17 protein-coding genes and 1 tRNA gene are annotated in these 20,894 nt (G+C 59.1%); 7 read left to right on the top strand and 11 right to left on the bottom strand.

Features of this window, described 5'->3' with window-relative positions; genetic code table 11:
* Nucleotides 1-217: 217 nt before the first annotated feature.
* From rplT to uvrA, 5 genes are all read right to left on the bottom strand, one after another.
* Nucleotides 218-601 carry a 50S ribosomal protein L20 gene (rplT, locus tag F4V60_RS05790; RefSeq protein ID WP_075729742.1) on the bottom strand — a complete coding sequence of 128 codons (384 nt, stop codon included), beginning with the start codon at nucleotides 599-601 and terminating at the stop codon, nucleotides 218-220.
* Between the two features lie 59 nt (nucleotides 602-660).
* Nucleotides 661-855 (bottom strand): 50S ribosomal protein L35, encoded by a 195-nt coding sequence (rpmI, locus tag F4V60_RS05785; RefSeq protein WP_075729741.1) that lies wholly within the window; start codon nucleotides 853-855, stop codon nucleotides 661-663.
* A gap of 38 nt (nucleotides 856-893) precedes the next feature.
* On the bottom strand, nucleotides 894-1,415 hold the full coding sequence (gene infC, locus F4V60_RS05780; RefSeq protein ID WP_075729740.1) for a translation initiation factor IF-3: 522 nt from the start codon (nucleotides 1,413-1,415) through the stop codon (nucleotides 894-896).
* Between the two features lie 270 nt (nucleotides 1,416-1,685).
* Nucleotides 1,686-2,666 (bottom strand): serine hydrolase, encoded by a 981-nt coding sequence (locus tag F4V60_RS05775; protein WP_150387360.1) that lies wholly within the window; start codon nucleotides 2,664-2,666, stop codon nucleotides 1,686-1,688.
* A gap of 7 nt (nucleotides 2,667-2,673) precedes the next feature.
* On the bottom strand, nucleotides 2,674-5,511 hold the full coding sequence (uvrA, locus tag F4V60_RS05770) for an excinuclease ABC subunit UvrA (protein ID WP_075729738.1): 2,838 nt from the start codon (nucleotides 5,509-5,511) through the stop codon (nucleotides 2,674-2,676).
* Between the two features lie 62 nt (nucleotides 5,512-5,573).
* Between uvrA and F4V60_RS05765 the strand changes: the two genes are divergently transcribed.
* The 4 genes from F4V60_RS05765 to F4V60_RS05750 all read left to right on the top strand — a co-directional run bounded on the left by F4V60_RS05765 (nucleotide 5,574) and on the right by F4V60_RS05750 (nucleotide 10,702).
* Nucleotides 5,574-6,176 (top strand): MBL fold metallo-hydrolase, encoded by a 603-nt coding sequence (locus F4V60_RS05765; protein ID WP_075729737.1) that lies wholly within the window; start codon nucleotides 5,574-5,576, stop codon nucleotides 6,174-6,176.
* Between the two features lie 94 nt (nucleotides 6,177-6,270).
* Nucleotides 6,271-7,185: a DoxX family protein gene (locus F4V60_RS05760; protein ID WP_075729736.1), complete on the top strand. Its 915-nt coding sequence runs from the start codon at nucleotides 6,271-6,273 to the stop codon at nucleotides 7,183-7,185.
* 167 nt (nucleotides 7,186-7,352) lie between these two features.
* Nucleotides 7,353-9,626, top strand: a complete 2,274-nt coding sequence (locus tag F4V60_RS05755; protein WP_075729735.1) for a HelD family protein — start codon at nucleotides 7,353-7,355, stop codon at nucleotides 9,624-9,626.
* Between the two features lie 14 nt (nucleotides 9,627-9,640).
* Nucleotides 9,641-10,702, top strand: a complete 1,062-nt coding sequence (locus F4V60_RS05750; RefSeq protein ID WP_075729734.1) for an App1 family protein phosphatidate phosphatase — start codon at nucleotides 9,641-9,643, stop codon at nucleotides 10,700-10,702.
* A gap of 21 nt (nucleotides 10,703-10,723) precedes the next feature.
* Here the strand turns inward: F4V60_RS05750 and F4V60_RS05745 are convergent, their stop codons facing one another.
* The 5 genes from F4V60_RS05745 to rpsA form a co-directional block, all read right to left on the bottom strand.
* Entirely contained in the window at nucleotides 10,724-11,164 is a 441-nt protein-coding gene (locus F4V60_RS05745) for a universal stress protein (protein WP_075729733.1), read from the bottom strand.
* Between the two features lie 82 nt (nucleotides 11,165-11,246).
* Nucleotides 11,247-11,699: a universal stress protein gene (locus F4V60_RS05740; protein ID WP_075729732.1), complete on the bottom strand. Its 453-nt coding sequence runs from the start codon at nucleotides 11,697-11,699 to the stop codon at nucleotides 11,247-11,249.
* A 157-nt stretch (nucleotides 11,700-11,856) separates the two neighbouring features.
* Nucleotides 11,857-13,950: an excinuclease ABC subunit UvrB gene (gene uvrB / locus F4V60_RS05735; RefSeq protein ID WP_075729731.1), complete on the bottom strand. Its 2,094-nt coding sequence runs from the start codon at nucleotides 13,948-13,950 to the stop codon at nucleotides 11,857-11,859.
* A gap of 70 nt (nucleotides 13,951-14,020) precedes the next feature.
* Nucleotides 14,021-14,623: a dephospho-CoA kinase gene (gene coaE, locus F4V60_RS05730; RefSeq protein WP_075729730.1), complete on the bottom strand. Its 603-nt coding sequence runs from the start codon at nucleotides 14,621-14,623 to the stop codon at nucleotides 14,021-14,023.
* A gap of 183 nt (nucleotides 14,624-14,806) precedes the next feature.
* Nucleotides 14,807-16,267, bottom strand: a complete 1,461-nt coding sequence (gene rpsA / locus F4V60_RS05725; protein WP_075729729.1) for a 30S ribosomal protein S1 — start codon at nucleotides 16,265-16,267, stop codon at nucleotides 14,807-14,809.
* Nucleotides 16,268-16,530: 263 nt separating this feature from the next.
* Between rpsA and F4V60_RS05720 the strand changes: the two genes are divergently transcribed.
* The gene (locus F4V60_RS05720; protein WP_075729728.1) at nucleotides 16,531-17,277 is read left to right on the top strand and encodes a class I SAM-dependent methyltransferase; all 747 of its coding nucleotides are present in this window, start codon (nucleotides 16,531-16,533) and stop codon (nucleotides 17,275-17,277) included.
* Nucleotides 17,278-17,321: 44 nt separating this feature from the next.
* Complete coding sequence (locus F4V60_RS05715; protein WP_075729727.1) at nucleotides 17,322-17,774, top strand: RDD family protein; 453 nt, start codon at nucleotides 17,322-17,324, stop codon at nucleotides 17,772-17,774.
* Nucleotides 17,775-17,785: 11 nt separating this feature from the next.
* On the opposite strand, the gene polA is transcribed toward F4V60_RS05715, so the two are convergent.
* Complete coding sequence (gene polA / locus F4V60_RS05710) at nucleotides 17,786-20,374, bottom strand: DNA polymerase I (RefSeq protein WP_232316010.1); 2,589 nt, start codon at nucleotides 20,372-20,374, stop codon at nucleotides 17,786-17,788.
* 255 nt (nucleotides 20,375-20,629) lie between these two features.
* On the opposite strand from polA, the gene F4V60_RS05705 reads away from it, so the two are divergent.
* Nucleotides 20,630-20,706: transfer RNA gene (locus F4V60_RS05705), tRNA-Leu, on the top strand.
* Nucleotides 20,707-20,894 lie beyond the last annotated feature (188 nt).

The raw sequence follows: 20,894 nt of genomic DNA, 5'->3' as shown, positions 1-20,894 counted from the left end.
CCTAAAACGCGGTATTGGCCGGCTTTCGGGCGTTTATATTCCGTCAGGGAATATAAAACCGGCATTTATACATACTTACCAGTGCAAAGAGCAAAATCCAGACACACTTCCTGCTCCTTAGCCCTCGGAAGAGCCACAAACCCCAAAACCGAACCCCCCAAAAACGCCGAAACCCCGCCGAAGCGGGGTATGGCTTACTCGTTGCGAGTAAGTGAGACTAGGCAGCTGCCGGAGCGTTAACGTCAGTAGGCAGTGCAGCCTTCGCGGCCTCACAGAGGGCGGAGAAGGTCTCGAAGTCATTGACGGCCAGCTCAGCGAGCATCTTACGGTCAACCTCGATCTCGGCCAGGCGCAGGCCGTGGATGAGGCGGTTGTAGGTGATGTCATTCATGCGAGCAGCGGCGTTGATGCGCTGGATCCACAGCTTACGGAACTCCGACTTACGGGCGCGACGATCGCGGTAAGCGTAAGTCATGGAGTGCAGCCACTGTTCCTTGGCCTTACGGTAGAGGCGGGAACGCTGTCCGCGGTAGCCCTTAGCGGACTTCAAAATCGCGCGGCGCTTCTTCTTTGCGTTAACTGAGCGCTTGACACGTGCCACAGTAATACTTCCTTAAAACTAGATACGGGGTATGGAGATGTGAATACGGCGCGGCGCTACTAGGCGCGACCGAGGAGGCGCTTGACGCGCTTGGTGTCAGCAGGAGCAACATCGGTAGTGCCCTTGAGACGACGGGTCTGCTTGGAGGGCTTGCCTTCCAGCAGGTGGCGGCGGCCGGCCTGCTCGCGGCGAAGCTTGCCGGAACCGGTTACCTTGATCCGCTTAGCGGTGCCCTTGTGGGTCTTCTGCTTCATGAGATTTAAGTCCTTAAAATACTAAAGTGGAACTTGGTCTACTTCTTGCCCTTGCGGACTGGTCCCAAAACCATGGTCATGTTGCGGCCATCCTGCTTGGGGCGAGCCTCAACGTTGCCGTACTCAGCAACATCGTTGGCCAGACGCTCCAACAGGCGGAAGCCCAGTTCCGGCCGAGATTGCTCGCGGCCGCGGAACATGATGGTGACCTTAACCTTGGAACCTTTCTCCAGGAAGCGAACTACGTTGCCCTTCTTGGTCTCATAATCATGATCATCAATCTTCGGACGGAACTTCTGTTCCTTCACCACAGTCTGTTGCTGGTTCTTACGGGACTCGCGGGCCTTCTGGGCCTGCTCGTACTTGAACTTTCCAAAGTCCATGATTTTGGCCACCGGCGGCTTGGCGTTCGGTGCAACCTCGACCAGATCTAGATCTGCTTCATAAGCAAGCTTGCGGGCGTCATCGGTACGAACGATGCCCACCTGTTCACCACCCGGGCCTACAAGACGGACCTCGGGTACTCGGATGCGCTCATTAATGCGAGCTTCAGCGCTGATTGTGGTTCTCCTCGATTATGGGTTAATAGTTCGCCTACCGAGACCACGCACGAAGAAAATCCCGGTCTGCATCAGCAGCCGGGAGCTCTCACAAAAGAAACTAGTACTAACTAGTGACCTTTTACCTTTAGCCAGCTAAGGCGGCATCAGGTGGGAGAAACTCCGCTTGTGTCCCGCAACCTCCTGAAGAAGGCGCTACGGGCGGTAGTGAGGACTACAGTAGCAGCTTTGCATTGACGTTCCAAATCACGCTCTGGATGATCCACTCATCTAGCACGATTCCACTGGATCAAGCTCGCCTGCCGCTACGGCCGAATCAACAAGGGCGGGTATCCGCGCCGCGGCCTTGTTCAAGACTTCTACCGCGCGCCCATAAGACGCTTCCTCGCTGGTGCCCTCTATACCAACGCCTCCGCTATCTTCTTCACCATCTTCACTACCGTTTTCATTCTGAGTAGTCACGATGGCAACACCAATACTTCCCTCCCCCAACTCAAGGCTCCCGATCTGTCGTTGGGTATAAATACCAGTGTCTTCGTCCAAGTCCCATCCGCCTTTGACATGGGTCCCTTGCAGCTCCGCGAGCCCATAGGACTGCCAGTCCACGAGGTTCGACATCGCGTCATAGACATTATGGGAACCGGCGATGCAGCGCAGGTGCGCGGCAAAAGGAGCTTGTTCCCGCAGCGGCCACGTGGCATAACCAAAGGAGACGTCCCCATAATCGTCGGGCGATTGCCACTGGACGCGCGAATCCCCCTCCGCCAAAACCTCGTCGATGGCAGCCGTGGCATTATCTTCACTCCACTTGACTTGGGACCACAGTGCATAAGCTGCGTCGTTATCAGATTGCTCGATGGCCAGATTTACTAGTTCCGGCGATGCCCCATCCCGCAAGGCCGCGATAGCTATCGGGACCTTGATGGTTGACCAGGCCGGCCCCTCGCCGGCTACTCCTGCGGAAGATGTTTGAGAAGCCCCGCTCACCGCGATTCCTACTTCCCCGGGGAAATCCTCCTCAAGTTCCGATACCAAAGCGCCGAGTTGGCCAGCAAGATCCGTGCGGGATTCGCTGCTTTCCGACGCCGCCCCCAGGTCCCCGGCAGAACTTGCCGAGTCCTTGACGTCATCGTTGGCGGAGTCCCCACAACCCGCAGCAAGCGCGCCTGCAAGCACCAGGCCCGGGGCCAAACGGCCGTGGCGCTCCCAGTTCGACGTTGGTGGCCTTTTCTGCATAAACCCTTCGTGCATTTTCCGCCTAGAGCAGTTCTTTGAGGAACTGGCCAGTATAAGAACCGGCAACGGCTGCGACATCCTCGGGAGTGCCCTTGGCCACGACCGTTCCGCCGCCAGAACCACCCTCAGGCCCCATATCTACTATCCAGTCCGCAGCCTTGATGACGTCGAGGTTGTGCTCGATCACGATGACGGAGTTGCCCTTGTCCACTAGGCCCTGGATGACGAGCATCAGCTTGCGGATGTCCTCAAAGTGCAGGCCGGTGGTCGGCTCATCCAGGATGTAGACCGTACGCCCATTGGTGCGTTTTTGTAGCTCCGCCGCGAGTTTTACGCGTTGCGCCTCACCGCCGGACAGCGTGGTTGCGGCCTGCCCTAGACGGACATATCCCAGGCCCACCTCGACCAGCGTGGCCAGGTAGCGGTGGATGGAGGTGATGGGCTCGAAGAAATCGGCCGCCTCGGAGATGGGCATCTCTAGAACCTCGGCGATGTTCTTCCCCTTGTACAAGACCTCCAGGGTCTCCCGGTTATAGCGTGCACCGTGGCAGACCTCGCAGGGGACGTAGACGTCAGGAAGGAAGTTCATCTCAATCTTGATCGTTCCATCTCCGTGACAGGCCTCGCAACGACCGCCCTTGACGTTGAAGGAGAACCTTCCGGGCTTGTAGCCGCGGACCTTCGCCTCCTGAGTCTCGGCGAAGAGGTTACGGATCTTGTCAAACACACCTGTATAAGTGGCCGGGTTGGAACGCGGAGTGCGGCCGATGGGACTCTGATCCACCTGGACAAGCTTGTCCAGGTGCTCGATTCCTTCGACCCGCTTAGCTCTGCCCGGAACCTGACGCGCCCGATTGAGCTTGTTAGCCAAAGTCTTAGCCAAGATCTGATTGACCACGGTGGACTTACCGGAACCAGAGACGCCTGTGACACACACGAGGACACCCAGCGGAATCTCCACGTCAATATTGTGCAGGTTGTTCTCACGCGCGCCTACGACTTTGAGGACGCGCGCCTTGTCAATCTTGCGCCGCTTGTCCGGAACGCCGAGGGACTTGCGCCCCGATAGATACTGCCCAGTCAGGGATTCAGGGACATCTTCCACGCCCTTGGGAGGACCTTGGTAGACAATTTCCCCGCCGTACTCCCCCGCGCGCGGGCCAACATCCACCAGCCAATCGGCCTGGCGGATAGTTTCCTCATCATGCTCGACCACAATGAGGGTATTGCCAATATCACGCAGCTTCTGCAGCGTAGTGATAAGGCGCTGGTTATCGCGCTGGTGTAGGCCGATGGAGGGCTCGTCCAATACGTAGAGCACCCCAGCCAGCCCGGAACCAATCTGGGTAGCGAGGCGGATGCGCTGGGCCTCGCCGCCGGACAGCGTGGAGGCACCACGGTTCAACGTGAGATAGCTCAGCCCCACATCAAGCAAGAAACGCAGGCGGGCCTGCACCTCCTTGAGCACCGCGCCAGCGATGATCTCCTCGCGGTGGCCTAGCTGCAGGGTCTGCAGGAACGCCGCGGCTTCATCGATGGAAAGGGCACACAGGCCGGCGATGGATTGCTCCCCATGCGAGGAAGACGCGAGGCGGACCGCTAGAATCTCCGGCTTGAGCCGCGTTCCCCCGCAGGTTGGGCAGGGCACGCGCCGCATGTATTGCAGCAGGCGGTCTTTCTGCGAATCTGAGTCTGCGGTCTCAATCTTGCGCTCCAAAAAGCCCACTGCTCCCTCGAAAGGAGCAGTCCAGTTGCGCTGCCTGCCGTAGCGATTCTTATAACGAACCTGTACTTCAGTATCCGTTCCATAAATGAGGGCATGGCGCTGTTCCTCATTGAGCTCGCTGACAGGCGCATGCGCATCGAAGCCCAACGTTGATGCCAGGCCCTCGACGAGCTTGACAAAGTAACGCGAGTTCGGGCTCGAGTGCCAGGGCTGGATGGCATCCACGGCCGGCGCATCCGGATCCGGGATCAATAGCTCTACGTCTACCTCGAGGCGCGTGCCCAGCCCGTCACAGGCCGGGCAGGAGCCGAAGGGCGAGTTGAAGGAGAAGGCGCGGGGCTCGTACTCCTCAATCGCCAGAGCGTGCCCATTGGGGCAGGCCGCCTTCTCCGAGTAAGTATGAGTCAGCTCCGGATTATCCACGAAGTCAATGGTCACTAGCCCATCTGCCAGGCGCAGCGCGGTCTCAACTGAATCCGTCAGGCGCTGCTTCTGTGAGGCTTTTACCTGCAGGCGGTCGACGATCACATCGATGTTGTGCTTAACCTGCTTCTTGAGCTTCGGCGGCTCCGCGAGTTGATACATCTCACCGTCCACCCGCACGCGGGAATAGCCCTGCGCGGATAGGTCGGAAAAGAGGTCCACGAACTCACCCTTGCGCTTGCGCACCACCGGGGCGAGAACCTGGAACTTGAGCTTCTCAGCCTGGCTCAAGACCGTGTCCACAATCTGTTGCGGGGTCTGGCGCTCGATAACCGCATCACACACCGGGCAATGGGGTGTTCCTGCACGCGAGAACAACAAGCGGAGATAGTCATAGATCTCCGTGATGGTTCCGACGGTGGAACGAGGATTGTGGTTGGTGGACTTTTGGTCGATGGACACCGCTGGGGAGAGTCCGTCGATGAACTCGACGTCGGGCTTGTCCATCTGCCCCAAGAACATGCGGGCATAGGAGCTCAAGGACTCCACATAGCGGCGCTGTCCCTCGGCGAAGATCGTGTCAAAGGCCAGCGATGATTTCCCTGAACCCGATAGCCCTGTAAACACGACCATTTTATCGCGGGGTAGGTCTACGTCCACGCCCTTGAGGTTGTGCTCACGCGCTCCGCGTACGACCAGACGGTCTGCCACTGTTTGTGCCTCCAACGATTAAGAAAATGTCTCGCTACGAATGTACCCGTAGGCTTAGACACATGACCAACGCACTTTCCTTGCACCACATTTCCGTCTCCGAGATGGACAATAACTGCTATCTCCTCAGCGATGGTTCCGAAGGCCTGCTTGTCGACGCCGCAGCTGACGCCCCAGCCATTCTTGCGCTCGCCGAAGAAGTCGGTGTGCCCATCACCAAGGTGGTCACGACGCATCGCCATTGGGACCACGTGCGCGCCCTGCCCGAGGTTCTCGCGGCAACGGGGGCACGCCACTATGCTTCCTTCCTTGACGCCCCGGCGCTTCCCTCGCCCGTCGACGTCGAATTGCACCATGGGGACACCATCGAGTTCGGCGAGCACACCCTTCCGGTGACAATCCTGCGCGGCCACACTCCAGGAGGTGTGGCCCTCACCGCCGTCATTGATGAGGTGGACAACCTATTTGTGGGAGATAGCCTCTTCCCCGGAGGCCTGGGCAAGACATCTTCAGAAGGAGACTTCGTCCGCCTCTACAAAGACGTGACGGAACGCATCTTCGATGTTTATCCGGACTCGGCAGTGGTGTGGCCCGGACACGGCGCCTCGACCACCCTTGGTCAGGAAAGGCCCAAGCTCGGGCAGTGGTGGGACAGGCGCTGGTAAACCCTCCAGCCGGCATTCCGCGATACGCCCGCACGCTATTCCAAGATGCGTATACTGGTGTGTTGCGAATTACTTCCACTTCTAAGGAGCACTTATGATCCGCAAGATTGCCCGTCCGATGTTGGCATCGGTATTCGTCTATGACGGAGTGGACACGCTCCGCAATGCCAGTGAGCATGTCGAGGAAACGGAGACTGCACTCTCCCAAGTTCGCTCCGTGGTTCCCTCCCAGTACGCGAGCTACGTCCCTAACGATCCTGAGATCGTCACCCGTGCACTCGGTGGCGCCAAGGTTGGTGCCGGAAGCCTCCTCGCTCTTGGTAAGGCTCCGCGCATCTCAGCAGCCGTACTGGCGCTGAGCAGCCTACCCTCTCTCCTCGGACGCAACGCCTTCTGGGCAGACGGCTCCGCAGAGGAGAAGGCCAACCGGCGTAACGGCTTCCTTACCAACACCGCTTTGCTCGGCGCCCTGTTCATCGCCACCCAGGATCGTGGCGGTAAGCCTTCGCTTGCCTGGCGCGCCCGCAAGGCCGGTGAAAAGACCAACGCCAAGATCGCGCAGGCGCTGCCCACCAAGTCGGAGTCCCAGAAGCTTGCGGATAATGTCTCCGACCGTGCCAGCGAGTTCTCCTCTAAGGCCAGCGATTGGCTGGGAGATACCACCGCGAAGGCTGAGGCCTATGTCGATGACAACAAGGATGATTGGCAAGAAACCGGCCGCAGCCTCATCGATACCGCTAAGTCCTACGTCGAAGACGCCGTTGAGTACTTCGACAACAACAAGGATGAATGGCTAGAGAAGGCGCAGGACAACGCCGCAGTGGCCCGCAAGGGCGCAGTCAAGGCTGCGGCCAAGGCCCAAGACCGTGCCGCTTCCGCGCTCGAATCTGTAGAGTCCATCGACGGCAAGCGCGCCGCGAAGAAAGCTTCCAAGCACGCTAAGAAGCTACAAAAGCAGGCCGCGAAGAAGATTGACAAGGCCTATAAGAAGTATGGAGACCGCTTTTAATTAACGCTCGAGAAGCTTCCTCTAAGTGAGCCTCTAGAAAACACTGCGCACACGCGCTTATTCACCTTTCAACGGCCCAGCTAGTATGCTGGGCCGTTGTTCTTTTCCCGATCCTTTAAGGCTGCCAGCTGGCAAGCTCTCCGCCCCAAAAGTACTTAAGGAGACTAATGAGCCCTACCAAAGATGAGACTGCTCCTGAGGCCACACCAGTAATCGGCGCAGACCCACGAAACGAAATCGCCGCAGAACAAGCCTACGTCGATGGCCTTTTTCTTCGCCTCGATGAGGAGGTCGCCACCGCACACGAGCGCCTTGATGCCGTACAGGCAGAGGTAGACCCGAGCACTCCAGATGCTGATGCACTGGTGCGCCGCGAGACGGAGTATCACGGGCTCCAGGCCAAACTTGACCGCTTAAACCTCGCACAGTTGGGCTTGGTCTTCGGCCGCATCGACATCGATGCACCGGGAGATAATCCCACTCCTGATGGTCTTGACCGCCGCTACATCGGCCGCATGGGCCTTGACGCGCGTGAGGATAACTACCGCACCCTGCTTTTGGACTGGCGCGCACCGATGGCTCGGCCTTTCTACCTTGCCACGACTGCCCATCCGGAAGGCGTCGTCGTCCGGCGTCACCTGCGTACCCACGGTCGCACGGTCACAGACGTCAACGACGAGGTTCTCTCAGGGGCCGCCACTGGGATTGAGCGCGCGGGCGTCGCCAGCGAGTCTGCGCTACATCACGCCATGCAACAGGCCCGCACAGGGCACATGGGCTCCATCGTGGAGACCATTCAACGCGAACAAGACGAAATCATCCGTGACAACAACCGTGGCGTCATGGTCGTCGAGGGTGGGCCGGGAACCGGCAAGACTGCCGTCGCCCTCCACCGCGTGGCTTACTTGCTCTATACCCACCGTGATTATCTCTCCACGGCCGGTGTACTCATCCTAGGTCCCAACTCGACCTTCTTGGACTACATCTCCCGCGTCCTGCCCGAACTCGGTGAGACTGGAGTCGTGCTTTCCACCTTGGGAAACCTCTTCCCTGGCGTGACTCCCACCTCCACAGAAACCATCGATGCACGTGAAATCAAGGGCTCTGAGGCAATGGTGGATATCCTGCGCAACGCTGTTCGTGCCTACCAGGTACTCCCCGGCACCGAACTGACGCTGAGCATCGAGCAGCTCGAGCTCACCGTGACCCCCAATATGGTCAAGGCTGCTCGGACTCGTGCACGGCGCTCGCGCAGGCCGCACAACGACGCCAGGCTTGTTTTCTCCGAGCACCTAGTGGAATCGCTCGCGCAGGCTCTCGCGGACAAAATTGGCGCCGATCCTCTTGGGGGAAGCAACCTCTTATCCCGGGCCGACGTCGACCAGCTCCACGACGACCTCGCGGAGGATGCCTCGGTGCGCGCAGCCATAGATAGCTGGTGGCCGGAGCTCGACCCCCAGGAAGTGTTGGCGGAGTTGCTGGGCTCGCGAGAGCGCATAGCTGTGGCAGCGCAGGACTATGATGATGAGACTCAGCAGGGCCTGTATCGCGATGTCGGAGAAGCGTGGAGCGACTCCGATGCCGCACTGCTCGACGAGCTGGCGGAGATCATTGGTATGCCCGACCCCGATTCCGTAGCCGCCTCGGAGAAGGCTTCCTGGCGCGAGCAAATCGCGGAAGCCGAAAACGCCCTCGACATCCTCGCCTCATCAGACTCAACCGACAACGATGATGACATGTTCGAGGCCGAGATCCTCTCCGCGCACGATGTGATCGACGCCGAAACCCTCGCCCGCCGTCAAGAGGTCGGCGATAGGCGGAGCACGGCGCAGCGCGCCCGTGCGGACCACACATGGGCCTACGGCCACGTCATCGTCGATGAGGCCCAGGAGCTCACGCCCATGGAGTGGCGCATGCTCTTCCGGCGTAGTCCATCTCGGTGGATGACCTTGGTGGGCGATCCCGCGCAGACTGGCTCGCCTGCGGGGGTGGATGACTGGGCTCAAAGCTTGGAGCCTTTCGTTGGCCAGCGCTTCCGCCACCATCACCTCAGCGTAAACTACCGCACGCCGCGTCCGATAGCCCAGCTTGCCGAGGCTGTGCTGAAGGAAATCAATCCTGAAGCCGAGGCGGCAGCCGCCATCCGTGATGGCGAAGCGGTCACCCGGCTCAGTCATGCGCAGGCGCAAGCGGATGACTTCGACCTCACTCCGGGAACGACGCACACCGCCGATGGCCGCTTGCGCGCAGTCGTCACCAGCGAAAATGTGGAGGAGATCAAGGGCCTCGAGTTCGACCATGTCGTGGTGATAGATCCGGAACAGATCGTCGCCGCATCTCCCCAGGGATTGCAGAATCTCTACGTTGCTCTTACCCGCGCTACCCAGACCCTAACTCTAATAGGTGCACTCCCCGGCTTTCTTCGAGCCGCGTTGGGCTGACGTAGTCTGGGCGCATGGGTATCGCAGACATAGCGCGCAAGGCAGAGAAAGCATTCAACACCACAGTCCTGCGCCGCAGTGCACGGCGGGGATGGGTGCCGCAGGTCCTGGGCTACATGGGCTATGGCAATAGCGAGTCCGTGCACGTGCTGGCGCGCGTGCTCATGCACAATCCGCACGATGATTCCGAAGAAGGCAAAGACACTGGCTGGGCGCAGCGCGGTTACAGGCAGTTTCTCACCATTCAGGTGCCGAACTTACCAGTAGAGGTCACCGTCGGCGCCTGCACTGTGCGGGGTCGCACCGATGCCAATGGATACATCGACATTATGGCCCGCCACCACGGCCTGGAGTCAGGATGGCACAAGGCCCGGATAGAGGTCCGTGGCGCCCAGCCGATAGAAACGCAGGTTCTTATCGTCGATCCGGCGACGCCGGTGGGAATAGTCAGCGATGTTGATGACACGGTGTTGGTAACGTGGCTTCCGCGCGCGCTGACTGCGGCGTGGAACTCGTGGGTGAAAAAGACCGATACTCGCCAGCCCGTGCGGGAGATGGCAGTTTTTTATGCACACTTACGCCGTACCTATCCCGAGGCGCCGTTCTTCTATTTGTCCACCGGCGCATGGAATACCTACGATGCCTTGGTGCGCTTTCTGCGCCACCACGGTTTTCCCCTCGGCCCCATGCTCCTCACGGACTGGGGTCCTACTCCCACCGGGCTCTTTCGCAACGGCCAAGAGCATAAGCGGGTGCAGCTGCGTAATCTCTTTATTAGCTACCCAAATACTCGTTGGATTCTCATCGGCGATGACGGCCAGCATGATCCCCTGACCTATGCCGATGCTGCCACGGAGCATCCGGATCGTGTGCTGTGCGTGGCCATTCGCAACCTGAGCGCGCAAGAACAGATTCTCTCACACGGCTCCCCCACCCCACTGGCGCATGTCGGTCCAGAGCGCTACTTCGACATACCTCTCATTCAAGGCGCCGATGGATCAGAATTAGCGGCGGCCTTTCGGTCACGTATAGAGGGAGAATACCCAAACAATACTGCCGGAAAAGGCCGCCGCTAATACAGAAGGCGCGCTACGCGTTTAGTTCACGGTGTGAACGATCATGACGTCACAGTCAGACTGACGGGCAACATCGGCCGGAACTGAGCCAAGGAGGCGTCCGGTAAGGGAGTTGATTCCGCGGTTACCAACTACGAGCAGGTCTGCATCGTAGTCATTGACGATGGACATGAGAGCCTGGACGGGGGTTCCGGGGCGCACGGTGGTCTCAATCTTGGAGACACCGAACTTCTCCGCATGTGCCCTGCCGGCCTCGAGGTTGGCCTCTGCCTTATCATCACCCAAGATCGTCACGGAATCCTGGCGCAAGGTCTTCGAAGCCTGCTCCTGATTCTCGTAGTAGGCACAACCAATGATCAAGGTGGCATCGAAGGCGGCCGCAATCTTCGCGGCGTGCTCGACCGCCAAAAGGGAGGACTTCGATCCGTCGGTACCGACAACGATCTTATTGTAATCGCTCATGATGACCTTTCTGTAGGGCTTATACCCAGAATAGAGTTGAAGCTAAAACTGTCGCAGGTACTAGTCTAACAACCTCCCAGGCTCAGCGGGCCTGCGAAGTGTTGACTACCACCACATCCACTTTAGATTTATGTGTTAGTTCTGTGGGAACAGAACCAAATACTCGCCCATGCATGGAATTAAGACCCTTATTGCCCACCACGAGGAGGTCGACATCGTGGGCCTTTGCCACCTCAAGCAAAGCGTGGACGGGGTCGCCGGACTTGCTGATGATCTCGATGCTCTCCGCGCCTTCTTCCTTGGCCACCGCGGCAGCCTTATCCAAGTAGGACTCCGCCATTTCCTCGCTAACAACAGGCAGGCGGGCCCCCTGGGAGTTCGGGGCACCTAACAAGGAGCCGGCGTGATCGTAGAAAGCCGAAACGATAAGCAGCTTAGCCCCGTAGACGCGAGCCAGCGAGGCCGCAGCCTGGACTGCCTTCATCGAGGTCTCTGAACCGTCTGTACCGACGGCAATGACGCTATAGTTAAGCATTCTTCTCCTCACCAGCTAGCCACTTATTCCACCACAACGAGGTGGTGGCCACGCTTGCCTGTTACTCGGGTTTCTTCTTCACTGCGCATCCCCTTGAGGGGGTGGGACTTTCACCATTATAGGCAAGACCGCCCTTCCGAGCCGAGACCGCGCCAGGCTAAATCCCTGCCTCCCGTAGACCGCGCAATTCCTTCTTCAGATCCATGACCTCATCGCGCAGACGCCCGGCTAGTTCGAACTTGAGATCGCGGGCGGCCTCACCCATCTGGGCCGTGAGGTCGTCGATAAGCGCCTGTACCTCATCCGCCGCCATCGTGGACACGTCCGGGCGGTCGAGCAACGCAGCCGGATCCCCAGGGGCAGCCTCCTCGGAGCTGTTTTCCTGTACTTGATCTAGGATATCGGCGATCTTCTTCCGTAGTGGCTGTGGGTCGATGCCATGTTCCTTGTTATAGGAGATCTGCTTCTCGCGGCGCCTCTCCGTCTCGTCGATGGCCTGTTCCATCGAGTCCGTAATCTTATCGGCGTACATGATGACCTCGCCGGAGACGTTACGGGCAGCACGTCCAATGGTCTGGATGAGGGACTTCGTCGATCTCAAGAATCCCTCCTTGTCTGCATCGAGGATGGTCACGAGGGAGACTTCCGGCAGGTCTAGACCCTCGCGCAAGAGGTTGATACCGACGAGGACATCGAACTCTCCTAGCCGCAGCTGCCGCAACAGCTCCACGCGCTGCAGAGTGTCGATATCCGAATGCAGGTAACGCACCTTGATGCCATGCTCAAGCAGATAGTCTGTTAAATCCTCTGCCATGCGCTTTGTCAGTGTGGTCACGAGTGTGCGCTCATGCTTGGCGACGCGCTCTTTTACCTCACCGATCAAATCATCTATCTGGCCCTTGGTGGGTTTGACGGTCACCTTCGGATCCACCAGACCCGTCGGACGGATGACCTGCTCAACAAACTCTCCGCCCGAAGCATTGAGCTCGAAATCACCCGGGGTGGCGGACATATAAACCGTCTGTCCCACCCTTTCCTCGAACTCGTCGAAGGTCAGCGGCCGGTTATCCACCGCCGAGGGGAGCCGGAAGCCAAACTCGACGAGGTTACGCTTACGGGACATATCTCCCTCGAACATGCCGCCAATCTGCGGGACCGTGACGTGAGACTCGTCGATGATGGTGAGGAAGTCCTCTGGGAAATAATCCAGCAGCGTGGCCGGCGCGGACCCAGCCGGGCGCCCATCAATGTGCCGCGAGTAATTCTCAATGCCGGAGCAGAAGCCGACCTGTTCTATCATCTCGAGATCGTACTCGGTACGCATGCGCAGGCGCTGGGCCTCCAGCAGCTTGCCACGGTTTTCCAGATCGCTCAGGCGCTCAGCCAGCTCCGCCTTAATGTCAGCGACCGCCTTTTCCATCCTCTCTGGGCCAGCCACGTAGTGCGTGGCCGGGAAGATCCGCACTTCGCTGACGCGCTCAAGGACATCCCCGGTTAAGGGATGGATGTAATAGAGCTCATCCACCTCGTCACCGAAGAACTCGATGCGCACCGCCCGCTCCTCATAGGCGGGAATGATGTCTACGGTGTCCCCCTTCACGCGGAAGGTACCGCGAGTGAAGCCCACGTCATTGCGTTCATATTGGATATCCACCAGAAGCCGCAGGAAACGATCGCGGTCTATCTCCTCGCCCTCCTCCAACACGACAGAGCGGTCGAGGTAGGACTGTGGGGTACCCAGGCCATAGATGCACGAAACGGAAGAAACAACCACCACGTCGCGCCGTGAGAGCAACGAAGATGTTGCGGAGTGACGCAGCCGCTCGACGTCTTCGTTGATGGAAGAGTCTTTCTCGATGTAAGTATCCGTCTGCGCGATATAGGCCTCAGGCTGGTAGTAGTCGTAATAAGAGACGAAGTACTCGACGGCGTTGTGCGGCAGCAGCTGGCGCAACTCGTTTGCCAGCTGGGCAGCCAAGGTCTTGTTGGGGGCCATCACCAGAGTCGGTCGCTGCTGTTTTTCAATCAGCCAGGCGGCCGTGGCCGACTTACCGGTACCCGTGGCACCCATGAGAACCACGTCCGACTCCCCGCGATTCAAACGCTCATCCAGCTCAGCGATTGCCTGCGGCTGGTCACCGGCCGGTTGATAGTCGGACTCGACCTTAAACTCCGCGGTGCTGCGCTCGATGGCGCCCACAGGACGGTGCTCGGACTGGGGCAAGATGGGGTGTTCAGCTGCAAAAGCCATAGCCGCCAGTCTAGAACTTTTTGTACTATCGCGACATCAGGGGGTGAGCGCGGCAAGTCCTTCTATGGGTTTAGGCCCAGCGCTTTTCGATGGCGCCTGCTACCTCGGCGACCTGCGGTGCAAGCTGGCTTAAGGTCCCGTTGTTATCGATCACGTAGTCTGCGGCGCCAAGACGCACCTCGTCCGACACCTGGGCTGCTATCCGCGCCCTAGCATCGGCCTCATCCAAACCGCGTGAATCCACCAGACGCGCAATGCGGGTGTCCTTATCTACGTCGACAACGATGACGGCATCCATACCGGTGTGCAGACCCTTGTCCACCAACAGGGGCATATCGTAGACAACGTAGGGCTCGCCCGCTGCGCGAGCGGCCGCGAAGCGCCACTGTGTTTCTTCCTCGATTGCCGGATGAGTGATGGAGTTCAGCACCTGCGTGTGCTCCGCGTCAGCAAAGGCCCGCTGTGCCAGCAAGGAACGCCGCAACGTTCCATCTTCGGCGAGAATATCCTCGCCGAAAGCCTCCACCAGCCTGGCTAGGGCCGGCTGCCCCGGCTTCACGATCTCGCGCGCGATGGCATCCGCGTCCACCACCTGCCATCCGTGCTGTGCCAAGAGTGCAGCCACGGTGGATTTCCCGCTGCCAATACCTCCAGTAAGGCCTATCAATCTCATGCCCCACAGAGTACGTCATCGCACACTCGAGAATAATAAATTGCCTCTAAACAAGCAGAAGGAGAAAACAACAAAATACCCCCTGTAGGTACCTTCCCAAGTAGAGGAGAGCACCCACAGGGGGCAATAAAGCACACTGCGCTAAATAGGCAGGGACTGCCTATCTATGACGCATGGTGATTCCTAGTTGCCGGCGAGCTTGTCACGCAATGCGGCGAGCTGCTCGTCAGAAGCCAGGGAGCCGCCAACCTCAGCCGGGGCCTCGGATGCCGGAGCAGCATCGGAGGACTCGGAGGAGTACTTGGAGGACTCTGCGGCCTCAGCAGCCTCAGCTGCTGCGGCACGGTTGCGCTCGATCTGAGCGGTGTGCAGGTTGAAGCGACGCTCGGACTCGGCGTAGCGAGCCTCCCAAGCCTGACGCTGCTCGTCGAAGCCCTCGAGCCACTCGTTGGTCTCTGCGTCGAAGCCCTCGGGGAAGACGTAGTTGCCCTGCTCATCGTAGGAGTCAGCCATGCCGTACTTGGAAGGATCGAACTCATCCGAGTAATCCTCATCAGCCTGCTTGACGGACAGCGAGATGCGGCGACGCTCGAGATCGATGTCGATGACCTTGACCATAACTTCCTGGCCAACGGAAACAACCTGATCCGGAACCTCGACGTGGCGCTGAGCCAGCTCGGAGATGTGGACGAGACCCTCGATGCCCTCTTCGACGCGAACGAAGGCGCCGAAAGGAACGAGCTTGGTGACCTTGCCCGGGACGATCTGGCCCACAGCGTGGGTGCGGGCGAATACGCGCCACGGATCTTCCTGGGTGGCCTTCAGCGACAGCGAAACGCGCTCGCGGTCGAGATCGACGTCGAGCACCTCAACGGTGACCTCGTCACCGACGGTGACAACCTCAGAGGGGTGATCGATGTGCTTCCAGGACAGCTCGGAAACGTGAACCAAGCCGTCGACGCCGCCGAGGTCCACGAAGGCACCGAAGTTGACGATGGAGGACACGACGCCCTTGCGGACCTGGCCCTTCTGCAGCTGGTGCAGGAACTCGGAGCGAACCTCAGACTGGGTCTGCTCGAGGAAGGCACGGCGGGAAAGAACAACGTTGTTGCGCTGCTTGTCGAGCTCGATGATCTTTGCTTCCAGCTCCTGGCCGATGTACGGCTCCAGGTCGCGGACACGACGCATCTCAACGAGGGAAGCAGGCAGGAATCCACGCAGGCCGATGTCCAGGATAAGACCACCCTTGACGACCTCGATGACGGTACCGGTAACGGGCTCGTCCTTGGCCTGCAGCTCCTCGATGGCGCCCCAGGCACGCTCGTACTGAGCGCGCTTCTTCGACAGGATCAGGCGACCTTCCTTGTCCTCCTTGGTGAGGACAAGTGCGTCGATCTGATCGCCGACCTCGACGACCTCATCCGGGTCGACGTCATGCTTGATGGAAAGCTCGCGAGACGGGATGACGCCTTCGGTCTTGTAACCGATGTCGAGCAAAACCTCGTCGTGGTCAACCTTGACCACGGTGCCCTCGACGATGTCACCATCGTTGAAGTACTTGATGGTGGCGTCAACGGCTGCGAGGAAGTCCTCTGCGGTTCCGATATCGTTGATCGCAACCTGAGGGGTGTTAGAAGTTGGCATATGAAAAAATGCTCCGAATGTGATGTAGGAGATCGTATGTGGACAGTTACGCGTCTCTCGATCATTCCCAGTTCACGGGCACAAAAAGGCCGCCAGAACCGCGGGAACTCGATCCCGCCCCGTGCGCGATAAAGACTCTCCTACAAAAGCCTAGTACCGACCGAAGCACAGACACGCTTGCATTACACTACATTAACCCAGCTTAAAGGGCAAATATTCCCCTGCGTCTTTGGAGCCCCATTGAGAGAGGTAGGTTAATTCTCATGCCCACCCCATCACAGGCCAACGAGCGCTTCTGGGACGCGGACTCCGCCTCCTATCACTTGAGCCACCCAGACTACCTCGCTGACTTCTATTGGTGTCCGGAGATGCTGCACGAGAAGGATGCGCATCTGCTCGGTGATACCACAGGCAAACGCATCCTTGAGGTGGGATGCGGCTCAGCCGCCTGCACTCGCTGGCTACACGGTCGCTCAGCTTTGGCACTGGGATTCGATATCTCTCGGTCCATGCTCGGCCATGCCGCAACGCGGAAGCAAAGCCCTGATCTCCCCCTCGTGCAGGCCGATGTGCTCAATATTCCCCTCGCCAGCAACTCCTTCGATATTGCATTCTCCGCCTTTGGAGCCCTGCCCTTCGTCCAAGACATAGACCACGCTCTGGCCGAGATTTCCCGGGTGACGCGGCCAGGTGGAAGGTTTGTATTCTCGGTCAACCACCCCATGCGGTGGATCTTTCCTGATGATCCCGGCGAGCTCACCGCCTCGGTGAGCTACTTCGAGCGTTCATATCTCGAGCATGACGACGCAGGGGAGCTAACCTACGCCGAGTTCCATCGCACCCTCGGTGACTGGTTCCGCGCGCTACAGATGCGAGGTTCTTTCCTCATCGAGGACGTTATCGAGCCGGAATGGCCCCCGGAGCTGAGCACCGAATGGGGCCAATGGTCACCGCTGCGCGGGGGCATCTTTCCCGGCACCATCATCTTCTCCTGTACCAACATGAAATAACGTCGTTTCGAGTTCACTCACGTCAAAAGGTTAAGGTGAGTTCCATGTTCTGGGAGAGATTCAAGCTGAGCCTGCGCCGCGCCGTGGCCTGGTGGATAGATGCCTTCTTGGCGGCCGCCGTCATCGTAGTTTTACGTTGGTTGCTACACCTAGCAGGCGTGGAGCTTAACGGCCGAAGCGGTACGATCTACGATATCGTCTCCTTCGCGCTCGTTTTCTACATCTATCGCGTGGGCTTCGAGGCAACGAAGCACACCACACTCGGCAAATGGTCCCTGCGCCTGGAGATCATTGGGCCCCACGGTTGGCGCCCAGCCGCTATTCGCAACAGCTGGGTGCTCCTCACCCTCATCTCGGTGACTGGGCTTCGCTTCGTGGAACCCGTCATCGTCGCCATCCTGGGGGTATCCACGCTCTTGGTTGGAAGGCACCCCTTCGATATGGCCGCCGGAGACCTCGTACTAGAAAAGCTGCCGCCCGAACTGAAGGAAGAATAACACTGGACCGCCTAGTGCGCGGCGGCATCCCAGTTGTCTCCCATGCCCGTCGAAACCTCGAGGGGGACGTCGAGGGTGATGGCCGAGTCCATCTCGCGCTCGAGAATTGCCTTGACTTCCTCGCGCTCACCTGGGGAGACTTCCACCACCAGTTCATCGTGCACCTGCAGCAAGACGCGGGACTTCATCCCTGCGAGAGCCTTGTCCACCCGAATCATGGCAATCTTGATGATATCGGCGGCTGTGCCCTGAATGGGCGCATTAAGCGCGGCCCGCTCAGCGTTCTCTCGCGCCACTCGGTTGTCTGAGTTGAGCTCGGGTAGATAACGGCGGCGCCCAAATACGGTCGAGGTATATCCGTCCTTTCGGGCCTGAACCACAACCTCATCGAGGTACTTCTTCACCCCACCGAAGCGCTCGAAGTAGTTTTCCATGATCTGTTTGGCCTCGCGAGCCGGGATGCCAAGCTGCTGCGAAAGCCCAAAGGCTGAAAGCCCATAGACTAACCCATAGGACATGGCCTTAACACGGCGGCGTAGTTCCGGGGTGACCTCCGTGACCGGGACGTCAAAAACCTTCGATCCGACGTAGTTGTGAAGATCCTCTCCCTCCCGATAGGCCTCAATGAGCCCTGGATCCTTCGAGAGATGGGCCATGACGCGCATCTCGATCTGCGAATAGTCGGCGGTGAGCAGAGTTTCAAAGCCCTTGCCCACCACGAAAGCAGAGCGGATCTGGCGTCCAGCCGCCGTGCGCACGGGAATGTTCTGCAGGTTCGGATCGGTAGAGGATAGACGTCCGGTGGACGCCACCGTCTGATTAAAGGTGGTGTGGATGCGCCCGTCCGGCTGCACCGTTTTAATAAGACCCTCCAGCGTGGTCTTCATCTTCTGAAACTCGCGATGAGCCAGTAGGTGGTCCAAGAAAGGATGCGGGTGCTCGGCGGCGAGCTGCTCTATCTCCTTAGCGGCCGTAGAATATCCCGTCTTTGTCTTCTTAGTCTTGGGCAAGTCCAAGGTTTCGAAGAGCACCGTTTGCAGCTGCTTCGGCGAATTCAGGTTGAGCGAGTCATCGCCGGCAAGCTCGCGGGCTGCTGCTTCTTGCTCGGCGACCTGCTCGATGAAGGCATCCCGCTGAGTCTCCAAAATCTCAACGTCAACGGCGATACCCGTGGCCTCCATGCGCGCAAGGATGGAGACTAGGGGAAGCTCCAGATCGGTGTAGAGCTCGAAGGAATCTATCTCCTGCAGCTCCTGCGTTAGCGCTCCCGCAAGCTCCATGATCGCCGCAGCCTGCTCTAACAGCCCAGTCTCATCAAGCAAGGAGAGCTGATTACCGGCAGTCGGCAGAGTCTTCTGCAGGTGGCGCTGATAGACATCTGCCAGGGCGTAGGTGCGCTGGCCGGGACGCAGCAGGTAGGCGGCGATGGCGGTATCGTGTGCGATGCCGCGCAGGTGCACACCGCGACCAGCAAGCATGTGGAAGGCCGACTTTGCCCCGTGGAAGTACTTCGGCGCGTCAGATTCCAGCCACTGCGCCAGGACCTTGTCATCCTCTGCGGAAAGCTCGCCGAGCTCTAACTGGATCCCTCTAAAACCGCCGTCGACAAGCGCGAGTGCGGAGGCATCCCCCCGCGCGGGCCGGCCGTCACCCTGTACGAATACCGCCACGTTGGCACGGCCAGGCAGCCATTGCGCCAAAGGCTCATCCACTACGGTGATCTCCGAGGACAACACCGCAGGCTGCGGCTCCGTATCCCCGTCGTGGGGAATGGCATTGAGGATGCGCTCGCGCAGATTCCCGCCGAACTCCAACCTGTCAAACTCCGCGGATACCTCGCTCACACGCGCGCCCTTGAAAGCGAGATCGTCCGGGCCCGCCTCCAGGTCCATATCTGTAATCATCTGTGTGAGCTTGCGATTCATCTTCACCTGCTCTATGCGATCCCGGAAGTTTTGACCGGCGACGCCCTTGATGTCCTCCGCGTGCTCGACGAGACCATCGAGGCTCCCGTACTCGAGGATCCACTTGGTGGCGGTTTTCTCCCCCACCTTGGGAACGGAGGGAAGGTTATCTGAAGGGTCTCCGCGCAGCGCGGCGAAGTCCGGATACTGCGCGGGACTAAGTCCGTACTTTTCCTCCACTGCCTGCGGCGTGAAACGGTGCAGAGTGGAGACCCCGCGCATGGGGTAGAGAACAGTCGTGGAATCGTTGACCAGCTGAAGGTAATCCCGGTCGCCGGTGACGATATAGGTATCGTATGCATCCGCCTCGGTGGCAAGCGTTGCCACGATGTCATCAGCCTCGAAGTTCTCCCGGGACAAGGTTGTAATGCCCAGGGTCTCAAGGATCTCCCGGATCACGTCCACCTGGCCCTTGAACTCCTCCGGCGCCGCCTCACGCTGCGCCTTGTACTCCGGGAACATCTCAGTGCGGAAAGTCTTTCTTCCCACATCGAATGCCACGGCGATGGAGTCTGGCTTTACCTCTGCCACGATATTGGCCAGCATGGAAAGGAAGCCATAGACCGCGTTGGTATATTGCCCACCTGAGGTCGAGAAGTTTTCCGCAGGCAAGGCATAAAAGGCGCGGAAAGCCATGGAGTGTCCGTCAATAAGGAGAAGGCGAGGCTGAGTAGAAGTCACTTAAGCCATCTTAGGTAACTCCCCCATGCCGCGTTAGACCGCCCACTCCGCCGAGCGAGGAAACTGCTTCCCACAGGGAGAAACATGCCCGCATGTGACCCCAATTAGGAAGCGCAACAATTGTTGCGCTAAACTTCATTCCAGTCGCGGCACCGCTACGACACCGACTTGATTTGAGGTCTTCTTTTAGGCCTTTGCAGTCCAAGTCGCGCCCCTGTAGCCCAATTGGCAGAGGCAATGGATTCAAAACCCATTCAGTGTGAGTTCGAGTCTCACCAGGGGCACCACACACCCGGTTATCTCTTTTGAGTTAGCCGGGTTTTTCCGTCAATCCCCTCAACGACCTAGTTTCGGGGCTAAGGAGCAAAAAGTGTGTCTGCGGGCGTGTCGGGGTTAGGTGCCGGGCCAGCCTTTGCGGATTCCTAGGTTGTGGTTGTATTCGTTTGGGATAGCGTTGTCGTAGAGGGCTGGTCTT

Source organism: Corynebacterium flavescens, from assembly GCF_008693105.1.
GTDB classification, from domain to species: Bacteria; Actinomycetota; Actinomycetes; order Mycobacteriales; family Mycobacteriaceae; genus Corynebacterium; species Corynebacterium flavescens.
Note: the sequence above shows the minus strand (reverse complement) of the source record. Positions and strands in the feature narration are given on the sequence as shown.